General features: G+C 71.6%; 8 protein-coding genes. 7 read left to right on the plus strand and 1 reads right to left on the minus strand.

Annotation, left to right across the window (positions count from 1 at the left end; translation table 11 throughout):
• Positions 1–227 precede the first annotated feature (227 nt).
• The 6 genes from ISP_RS10490 to ISP_RS10515 all read left to right on the plus strand — a co-directional run bounded on the left by ISP_RS10490 (position 228) and on the right by ISP_RS10515 (position 6,297).
• Positions 228–605: a YraN family protein gene (locus ISP_RS10490; protein WP_013223856.1), complete on the plus strand. Its 378-nt coding sequence runs from the start codon at positions 228–230 to the stop codon at positions 603–605.
• Positions 605–2,116 carry a YifB family Mg chelatase-like AAA ATPase gene (locus ISP_RS10495; protein ID WP_013223857.1) on the plus strand — a complete coding sequence of 504 codons (1,512 nt, stop codon included), beginning with the start codon at positions 605–607 and terminating at the stop codon, positions 2,114–2,116. Before ISP_RS10490 ends, ISP_RS10495 begins: the two co-directional genes overlap by 1 nt.
• Before the next feature lie 406 nt (positions 2,117–2,522).
• On the plus strand, positions 2,523–3,116 hold the full coding sequence (locus ISP_RS10500) for a hypothetical protein (protein ID WP_014466737.1): 594 nt from the start codon (positions 2,523–2,525) through the stop codon (positions 3,114–3,116).
• Entirely contained in the window at positions 3,113–4,255 is a 1,143-nt protein-coding gene (gene dprA, locus ISP_RS10505) for a DNA-processing protein DprA (RefSeq protein ID WP_176742183.1), read from the plus strand. Before ISP_RS10500 ends, dprA begins: the two co-directional genes overlap by 4 nt.
• 103 nt (positions 4,256–4,358) lie before the next feature.
• Complete coding sequence (locus ISP_RS10510; RefSeq protein ID WP_013223859.1) at positions 4,359–5,339, plus strand: tyrosine recombinase XerC; 981 nt, start codon at positions 4,359–4,361, stop codon at positions 5,337–5,339.
• 109 nt (positions 5,340–5,448) lie between these two features.
• On the plus strand, positions 5,449–6,297 hold the full coding sequence (locus tag ISP_RS10515) for a FliA/WhiG family RNA polymerase sigma factor (protein ID WP_013223860.1): 849 nt from the start codon (positions 5,449–5,451) through the stop codon (positions 6,295–6,297).
• On the opposite strand, the gene ISP_RS10520 is transcribed toward ISP_RS10515, so the two are convergent.
• Positions 6,298–6,933, minus strand: a complete 636-nt coding sequence (locus ISP_RS10520) for a M23 family metallopeptidase (protein WP_013223861.1) — start codon at positions 6,931–6,933, stop codon at positions 6,298–6,300. It abuts the gene before it with no gap.
• A 933-nt stretch (positions 6,934–7,866) separates the two neighbouring features.
• Between ISP_RS10520 and rpsB the strand changes: the two genes are divergently transcribed.
• The gene (gene rpsB / locus ISP_RS10525; RefSeq protein WP_013223862.1) at positions 7,867–8,742 is read left to right on the plus strand and encodes a 30S ribosomal protein S2; all 876 of its coding nucleotides are present in this window, start codon (positions 7,867–7,869) and stop codon (positions 8,740–8,742) included.
• Positions 8,743–8,884: the final 142 nt, after the last annotated feature.

Genomic DNA, 8,884 nt, shown 5'->3' on the forward strand with positions numbered 1-8,884 from the left:
CGGCGCGGTTCTTTTTCGCGGCCTCGTTCGCTAGCACACCCCACCGACAGTCCGGATCGTTCGAGCCCGATCCGTGGACCAGTTGTCCCCAACACCCCGGTTGTCCACAGCTGCGCGATCCGGGTCTGGTGAACCCCGTCCGCCCGCTGGCATCGTCGAACGCACACGCACCGTGATCGCCGGGACCGCCCCGGTGACGGGAGCGAACCGACGAGGGGGCGAACACGATGACGGGCACCGACGAGCTCGCAAGACACCGCCGCGATCTGGGTGCCTGGGGCGAGGACATCGCCCTCGGCTACCTCCGGGACCGCGGCCTCGTCCTGTTGGCCCGCAACTGGCGCTGCCGCGAAGGCGAGCTGGACCTCGTCTTCACCGACCGCACCCGGATCATCGTCTGCGAGGTGAAAACCCGCTCCGGCACCGAATTCGGCCTCCCCACGGAAACGGTTACCGAAGAGAAAGCAGGCCGGGTCCGCCGAGCCGCTCAACGCTGGCTCCGCGAATTCCGCCTCGGCTGGTGTTCCGTGCGCTACGACGTGGTCACGATCCTCGCGGAACCGGGCACCCGGCCGCGGCTGCAGCACATCGAGGCGGCGTTCTGATGCCCATCGCCAAAGCCTGGTCCGCGGGCCTGCTCGGCATCAACGGCCGGGTGATCGAGATCGAAGCCGACCTCGGCGGCGGGCTGAGCCGGATCACCCTCGTGGGCCTGCCGGACGCCGGGTTGCGCGAGGCGAAGGACCGCGTCCGGTCCGCCGTCCGCAATTCCGGGCAGCCCTGGCCCGACGGCAAGGTCACGCTGGGTCTGTCCCCGGCGAACCTCCCCAAGATGGGGTCCGCCTTCGACCTGGGCATCGCCGCGGCGGTGCTCGCGGCATCGGGGGCGGTCCCGGCCACCCGCCTGCTCGGCACGGTGTTGCTCGGCGAGCTCGCCTTGGACGGCCGGATCCGCGCGGTCCGCGGCATCCTCCCGGGCCTGCTGGCGGCCCGGGCGGCCGGCTACGGACGAGCCGTCGTGCCGACGGACTCCCTCGTCGAGGCGGCCCTCGTGGACGGCATCGAAGTCGCGGGCGCGCCGCACCTGCGGGACTTCGTGGCTTGGCTGAATCGCGAAGCCGAGCTGGCCCACCCGGAGCCGCCGGGCCCGGCGACACCGCCGGACGTGCCGGATCTCGCGGACGTCGTCGGCCAGCCGGAGGCCCGCTGGGCCCTGGAGGTCGCCGCGGCGGGTGGTCACCACCTCCTTCTCACCGGACCGCCCGGTGTGGGCAAGACGATGCTGGCGAAGCGGCTGCCCGGGCTCCTCCCGCAGCTGACACCGGAGGAGTCCTTGGAGGTCACCGCGGTCCACTCGGTCGACGGTTCGCTGTCGAAGTTCTCGCCGCTGGTCACCGTCCCACCGTTCGTCGCCCCGCACTACTCGATCTCCTTGCCGGCGCTGATCGGCGGAGGCAGCGGGATCGCTTCACCGGGCGCGATCAGCCGGGCACACCGAGGTGTGTTGTTCCTCGACGAGGTCTGCGAATTCGGCGGGCAGTGCCTCGAGTCGCTCCGGACGGTCCTCGAAGAAGGCGAGGTGCGCATTTCCCGGGTCAAGGGATCGATCACCTACCCCGCGCGGTTCCAGCTGGTCCTCGCGACCAACCCGTGTGCGTGCGCGCCGCCGAAGGAATCGGACTGCGTCTGCTCGCCGAGTGCCCGCCGCCGCTACCTCGCCAAGCTTTCCGGACCGCTGCTCGATCGCGTCGACCTGAGGGTCCGGTTGCGCCCGCTGACCGCGATCAGCGCGCACGACACCGGCGCGGCGGAGCCATCGGAAGCGGTGCGCCAGCGCGTCTTCGCAGCTCGCGAGCGCGCGGCACACCGCTGGAGCGAACACGGCTGGCTGTCCAACTCGGAGGTACCCGGCCCAGCCCTCCGTCGTCAGTTCGCCCTGCCGGCCAACGCAACGACCCTGCTGGACAGAGCCATGAACAGAGGCGCCCTGAGCGGCCGAGGCGCCGACCGTTGCTTGCGAATAGCCTGGACATTGGCCGACCTGGACGCCGAGCCCCGCCCGGGCCCCGAACAAGTCGGCGCAGCACTGGCGTTCCGAGAGCGAGTGGCGGCATGACCCCCGCCAAGCCACGGCCGGCCACCCCCTCCCGGCGGCGGATGGCCGAGCCACCGGCGGCCGTCATGGTCGTCGCCTCCGAGCTCACGCGGGTCGTTCGTCAAGGCCATGCGGTCAAGCCACCGGCGGCCGCCGTGGTCGCTGTCGTCTTCGAATGCGACCGGTCGCTTTTCGAGAGGGCCCGATCGAGTCACCGACGCCCGCCATGGTCTCTGTCTCCGAGCTGGGGCGGCCTCGCTTTTCGAGAGCGGGCGGTCGAGCCATCGGCGGCCGTCATGATCGTCTCCGAGCGCGGACAGGTCGCTATTCAGGAGCAGGCGGTCAAGCCGCCGGCGTCGACTCGCGTGGCGTCAGTCGGCGGTCACGAGCCGGCGTCGATAACGGCCATTCGGGAGAGGGTGACGCCATGAGCCCCGACAAGCTGGGGCCGGCTTGTGCCTCGCTGCTGCGGGTGGCCGAGCCGCCAGGACTCGCCATTGTCTTCGTCCGCGAGTGCGGTCGGGTCGTTTTTCGGGAGCAGGTGGTCGAGCCGTCGGCGTCGGTCGGCGTCGCCTTTGCCGGAGAGTCCGATGTTGGCTGTTCGGGAGCAGGTGGCGGCATGAGACCCGACAAGCTGCGGCTGGCCGGCCCCTCCCTGCTGCGGGTCGCCCAGCCATCGACGCTTGCCATGGTCTTCGTTTCCGAGTGCGGTCGGGTCGTTTTTCGGAAGCAGGTGGTCGAGCCGTTGGCGTCAGTCGGCGTCGCGTTTGCCGGAGAGTCCGATGTTGGCTGTTCGGGAGCAGGTGGCGGCATGAGACCCGACAAGCTGCGGCTGGCCGGCCCCTCCCTGCTGCGGGTCGCCCAGCCACTGGCACCCGCCCTGGTCGCCTTCATCGCTGAGCTCGGGCTGGTGGCTTTCCGGGATCGAGGGCTCGAGCAGCTGGCGTCGGCTGGCGTGGCACTCGCCGGCGATTGCGAGCCGGTGCCGATGGTGAACGTTCGGAAGCGGGTGGGGGCATGAGTGCCGATGAGCTGCGGCGGGCTCGCGCGTACCTGCTGCGGGTGGCCGAGCCGCCGGCCGCCGCCCTCGTTGCGTTTGTTGCCGAACACGGGCCGATAGCGGCAGCCGCGCGGGTCCGGCGGGGCGATTGCCCGGACGAAGTGCTCAAGGTGACCGAGGCGCGGCGGGACTACGACCTCGTCAGCCAGGACTTCGCCCGAGCCGCAGCGGCCGGCGCTCGGCTGGTCGTGCCCGAGGACGACGAGTGGCCCGCTTGGCCACTGCTCGTTCTGGACCAAGCGGCCGGGCGAGGCGTTGCCGAAGCCGTGCCGCCCTTGGCCTTGTGGGTTGCCGGGGAGGTTGCGCTCGGCACCGCGGCCGATCGGGCCGTGGCCATCGTCGGCGCTCGTGCCGCGACCGACTACGGCGAACACCACGCCGCCGAGTTCGCCTACGGCCTGGCCGGCCGGGGCGTGCCCGTGTTCTCGGGGGCCGCCTACGGCATCGACGGCGCGGCCCATCGCGGCGCGCTCGCCGCCGAGGGCGTCACCGTCGCGGTGTTGGGATGCGCCGTCGACAACGGCTATCCGGCAGGGCACATCGGGCTGCTGAACCGGATCGCCGGCTCCGGCGGCGCTGTCATCAGCGAGTACCCGCCCGGCACCCCGCCGGCGCGGCACCGCTTCCTCGTCCGCAACCGGCTCATCGCTGCCCTCACCGAGGGCACCCTGGTGGTCGAGGCGGGACGGCGCAGCGGCGCCCGCAACACCGCGAGCACCGCCGGCGCCCTCGGCAAGGTGGTGATGGCCCTGCCCGGACCGGTTTCGTCGGGGATGTCCATCGGCTGTCACGAACTGATCCGCGACGCCAAAGCGACGCTGGTCTCCACCGTCGACGAAGTTCTCGAGACCGTCGGACGGTTCGGCCTCGCCGAGGACACCGTTTCGAGCCGGCCGAAACGGCGTACCGACCGGCTGGGGCCCGACGCGTTGCGCGCCTTCGAGGCACTGGCCGTGCGCGCCGACCGGTCCGACGCCGAGGTCGCGGCCGAATCCGGCCTCCCGTTGCGGCGGGTGCGGGCGTTGCTGCCCGAACTGGAAATCGACGGATTCGCCGTCCGCGGGGAAGCCGGCTGGCGACGACGGAAGGAAAGCGCGTGACCACGACGAAATCCGGGCGAAATGGTCGACGACGTTCGGCCGGTCCGGTGGGGCCGCGTGGCGATCCTTGACCGAAGGCGGTTGTTCGCGCAGCGTGACAGCCATGCCGCCACCACGCTCCGGACGGGCCCGCCGTCCCGACCTGCGCGCGCTGCGGGCCGCGTTGCCCGAGCCCGTGCGGGCCGTCGTCACCGCCTACGAACGGCACCTCGGGCTCGAACGCGGCCTGTCCGCGCACACCGTCCGGGCGTACGTCGGCGATGCGGTGTCGCTGCTGGGGTTCGTCGTGGACGGTGGTAGCGAGGTCGCGGAGCTGGACCTCGCCCGGCTGCGCGCGTGGCTCGCCGCCCAGCAGTCCGGTGGGGCGAGCCGGACGACGCTCGCCCGGCGGGCCGCTTCGGCGCGGACGTTCACCGCCTGGGCGCACCGCACCGGCGTCCTGGCCACCGACCCGGGCGGGCGGCTCGCGGCGCCGCGGGCGCACCGCACCCTGCCCGGGGTGCTGCGTGCCGGGCAGGCGGGGGAAGTCATGCAGGCGTCGGCCGCCGGCGCGGCGCAACGTGATCCCGTCGCCCTGCGTGATCGCGCGATCGTCGAGCTGCTCTACGCCACCGGCATCCGCGTGTCCGAGTTGTGCGGGCTGGACGTCGGCGAGGCCGACTTCTCCCGTCGTGTCGTGACGGTGCTGGGGAAGGGCGGCAAGGAACGGGTCGTCCCGTTCGGCGTTCCGGCGGCGGAGGCGCTCGCGGACTGGATCGACGAGGGGCGGCCGAAGATCATCACCGAAAGCGGTGGTGAGAGCGCCGAGGCCGCGCTTTTCCTCGGTGTCCGGGGCAAACGCGTGGACCCGCGTGCGGTGCGGCGCGTCGTGCACGACGCCGTCACGGCGGTGCCCGGAGCACTCGACATGGGGCCCCACGGCCTGCGGCATTCCGCCGCGACGCATCTGCTCGAAGGGGGTGCCGATCTCAGGAGCGTTCAGGAACTGCTTGGTCACGCTACGCTTGCCACGACGCAGCTCTACACTCATGTGACCGTCGACCGGTTGAAAGCGATCCATGACCGAGCGCACCCCAGGGCCTGAGGCGGTCCGGGGAGGCTCGCCGGGGTCGTCACCAGCAGGCCCGGCGGCGCACGCGCATCCGCACGAGCACGGAGACGACACTGAGCCGCATGCCGAGAACGACTGTGCAATGACCGCAGGCCCGCACGTGACCGAAGCCGCCGGAGTGACCACTCACGGTGAGGTTGCCGCGCCCGCGGAAACCCGGGTCGGCTACGACGTGGACGCCGGGATCGCGGCCCTGTGGCAGCAGTTCGCCGACAGCCCGGACCAGGCGTCGCGCGATCGGCTCGTGCTGCACTACGCCCCGCTCGTCAAGTACGTCGCCGGCCGGGTCGGCACCGGGCTGCCCACCCACATCGACGTCGGTGACCTCGTGCAGTCGGGCATCTTCGGGCTCGTCGACGCGATCGAGAAGTTCGACCCCGAGCGCGGCCTGCGCTTCGAGACGTACGCGATGCAGCGCATCCGCGGCGCGATCCTCGACGACCTCCGTTCGCAGGACTGGGTGCCGCGCGCGGTGCGCAGCAAGGCCAAGGAGGCCGAGCGCGCGATGGAGCGCCTCGGCGCCCGCCTGCACCGCACCCCGACCGACGCGGAGCTCGCCGCCGAACTCGGCATCGGCCTCGACGACCTGCGCGACTTCTACGGCCAGCTGCAGCTGACCAGCGTCGTCGCGCTGGAGGACCTGGTGGCCGCGGGCAAGGACAGCGGCTCCCTGGTCGACACGCTGCCCGACGACGACGCCGTCGACCCGGTCGCGGTGCTCGTCGACCAGGACAACCGCCGCCAGCTCGCCCAGGCGATCGCGCAGCTGACCGAGCGGGACAAGATCGTGGTCAGCCTCTACTACTTCGAAAGCCTGACCCTCGCCGAGATCGGCAAGGTTCTCGGGGTCACGGAGTCGCGGGTGAGCCAGCTGCACACGCGGGCCGTCATGCGGCTGCGCGCCAAGCTGGTCGAGCAGACCGGCACCTGATCACCGACCACCTCCCCACGGCTTGAGCCGGTATTCGCCCACCTCGCCGGTCAGCGCGAGTGGATCGATGTACTCCTCGCCGCGCCGTACGCCCCAGTGCAGGCACGCTGCGACCGTGCAGCCGGGATGCCCGGCGAGGACGGTACCGAGCACTTGGCCTCGGTAGACCTGTTCGCCCACGGCCACTTTCGGCACGACGGGCTCGTAAGTGGTCCGCAGCCCGCCATCGTGGTCGACGGAGAGCACGGGTCGTCCGCCCACGGAACCGGCGAAGACGACGACGCCCGCATCGGCGGCCAGCACGTCCTGCCCGGGCGCGGCGGCCAGGTCCACTCCGCGATGGCCGGGGCCGAAGGGGGTATCGGGGGCGTCGAAATACTTGATGATCACCGGAACGGGTGAAAGAGGCCAGGAGAGCCTCGGTTGCCGCGTGGTGAGGGAACGGTCTGCCCCGGGTTCGGCCACAACGGGCGGTGGCAAGGCCGGGTCGGCCATGAGCGCGAGCGCCCACGGCACGGTCGGCGCCTGCGCGGTTTCGAGGGACACGGTGGGCGCCTGCGCGGCCTCGAGGGAAATGGCCTTCCCCGGCGCACCTTCGAGGGAAACGGCCTGCGCCCGTGCGGTTTCGAGGGACACGGTCGGCGCCGGCGCGGCCGTAGGGGAGATTGCGCGCTGAACCGACGATAGGGGTGCGGTGGTTGCGAGCCGACTTGCCTGAGACTCGGGTGGTGTCGCCTGGAGCGGCCACCGGGCCGGCTCCGCCGCGGATGGGAGGAGGTTGCTTGACGGAGCCGCCGCCGCTGCTTGGCGCCGGGCCGGCTCCGCCGGGAGCGCCGCCAAGTTGCCTGGCCGAGTCCTGGCCGGCGTCCGCTTGGTGAGCTGGTAGCCCGGCGCTGTTGAAGCCAGGCGGCTTGCCCGGTGCCCGGCTGCCCCAGGCGTCGGAGGCGGTGAACCCGGCGCCGGCGGTGGCAGGCCGCCCGTCCAGGGCACCGCTCGCGGTGGCCGGTAATCACCCGTTCGAACCACGTCTATCCCCAGCGCCGTCGGCGCCGGCAGCTCGCCTCCCCAAGCCGCCGCTGCCGGGGCTCGAACGCCCATGCCTCCTCCGGTCAGCATCCCTCCGAAAAGCGCCATGACCAGCGCACTCGTGCCCAGCAACCACCCCGGCACCCACCGTCGGACCTGCATGATCGACTTCATGGCTCCAGCGTGCGGCAGCGCGGCGGTCCGTGGGGGGCCGATCGCGAATCTGTGGATAACCGGAGGCGATGTGGACAACTGCGTCGCCCAGTGGCCGCCGGTGGGGGAGGGGGTGGTGGGAGGGGGTAGAATCTTCTGCGCAGTCCGTTTCAGCGGGCTGACTTCGCGTGCACGTGCGCGTTCCCCGGTCTGGAAACAGCCCGGCGGGCGCACGGGGTCCGGCGGTCCCTGGGGTCCTCTACTCCCGGGGTCCGGGCACCGGTACGGGCACCAGGGCGAACGGCCACCCGGCCGGGAGCGACAAACCGAGCAGCGCGTCCGCGGCAGCACCGCGAGCGCGCACTACACAGAAGAGGTGTGATTCCGGCAATGGCCGTCGTCACCATGAAGCAGCTGCTCGACAGCGGCGTGCACTTCGGGCACCAGACCCGCCGGTGGAACCCGAAGATGAAGCGCTACATCTTCACCGAGCGCAACGGCATCTACATCATCGACCTGCAGCAGACGCTGACCTACATCGACCGCGCGTACGAATTCATCAAGGAAACCGTCGCGCACGGCGGCACCATCATGTTCGTCGGCACCAAGAAGCAGGCTCAGGAAGCCATCGCCAACGAGGCCGCGCGCGTGGGCATGCCCTACGTCAACCAGCGCTGGCTCGGCGGCATGCTGACCAACTTCCAGACCGTGCACAAGCGCCTCCTCCGCCTCAAGGAGCTCGAGGCGCGGGAGCAGACCGGTGGCTTCGAAGGTCTCACGAAGCGCGAGATCCTGACGCTGACCCGCGAGAAGGACAAGCTCGAGAAGACCCTCGGCGGTATCCGCGACATGGCGAAGGTGCCGAGCGCGGTGTGGATCGTCGACACGAAGAAGGAGCACATCGCCGTCGGCGAGGCTCGAAAGCTGAACATCCCGGTCGTCGCGATCCTGGACACCAACTGCGACCCGGACGAGGTCGACTACCCGATCCCGGGCAACGACGACGCGATCCGCTCGGCCGCGCTGCTGACCAAGGTCGTCGCCGAGGCCGCGGCCGCCGGTCTGATGCAGCGTTCCAGCCGCAACGGTGCTTCGGCCGACTCCAAGCCGGAGCCGGGCGTCGCCGCGGACGAGCCGCTGGCCGAGTGGGAGAAGGAGCTGCTCGCCGGCTCCGAGACCGCCGCCGCCGACGCGACCGAAGCCGCCGCTGCCGTCGAGGCGGCCCCGGCCGAGGCCGCCACCGAGCAGGCGACCGCCTCCTCCTGATGCTCCACCGTCCGTGGGGGGGGCCCGCCCCCGGCGGCGCGCCCGGGGGGCCGCCACCCCCCCAATACAGGACATGCACCGCGTGATCCGAAATCGCAAACACAACCCCCCCGCGGGCCCGGGCCCGGGCCGCCCCCCCGCG

It is taken from the genome of Amycolatopsis mediterranei, assembly GCF_026017845.1.
GTDB lineage: Bacteria > Actinomycetota > Actinomycetes > Mycobacteriales > Pseudonocardiaceae > Amycolatopsis > Amycolatopsis mediterranei.

Excerpts from the sequence above, each read along its gene's own strand:
- ISP_RS10490 (WP_013223856.1), top strand. The coding sequence starts at position 228 with ATGACGGGCACCGACGAGCTCGCAAGACACCGCCGCGATCTGGGTGCC.
- ISP_RS10495 (WP_013223857.1), top strand. The coding sequence starts at position 605 with ATGCCCATCGCCAAAGCCTGGTCCGCGGGCCTGCTCGGCATCAACGGC.
- ISP_RS10500 (WP_014466737.1), top strand. The coding sequence starts at position 2,523 with ATGAGCCCCGACAAGCTGGGGCCGGCTTGTGCCTCGCTGCTGCGGGTG.
- dprA (WP_176742183.1), top strand. The coding sequence starts at position 3,113 with ATGAGTGCCGATGAGCTGCGGCGGGCTCGCGCGTACCTGCTGCGGGTG.
- ISP_RS10510 (WP_013223859.1), top strand. The coding sequence starts at position 4,359 with ATGCCGCCACCACGCTCCGGACGGGCCCGCCGTCCCGACCTGCGCGCG.
- ISP_RS10515 (WP_013223860.1), top strand. The coding sequence starts at position 5,449 with ATGACCGCAGGCCCGCACGTGACCGAAGCCGCCGGAGTGACCACTCAC.
- rpsB (WP_013223862.1), top strand. The coding sequence starts at position 7,867 with ATGGCCGTCGTCACCATGAAGCAGCTGCTCGACAGCGGCGTGCACTTC.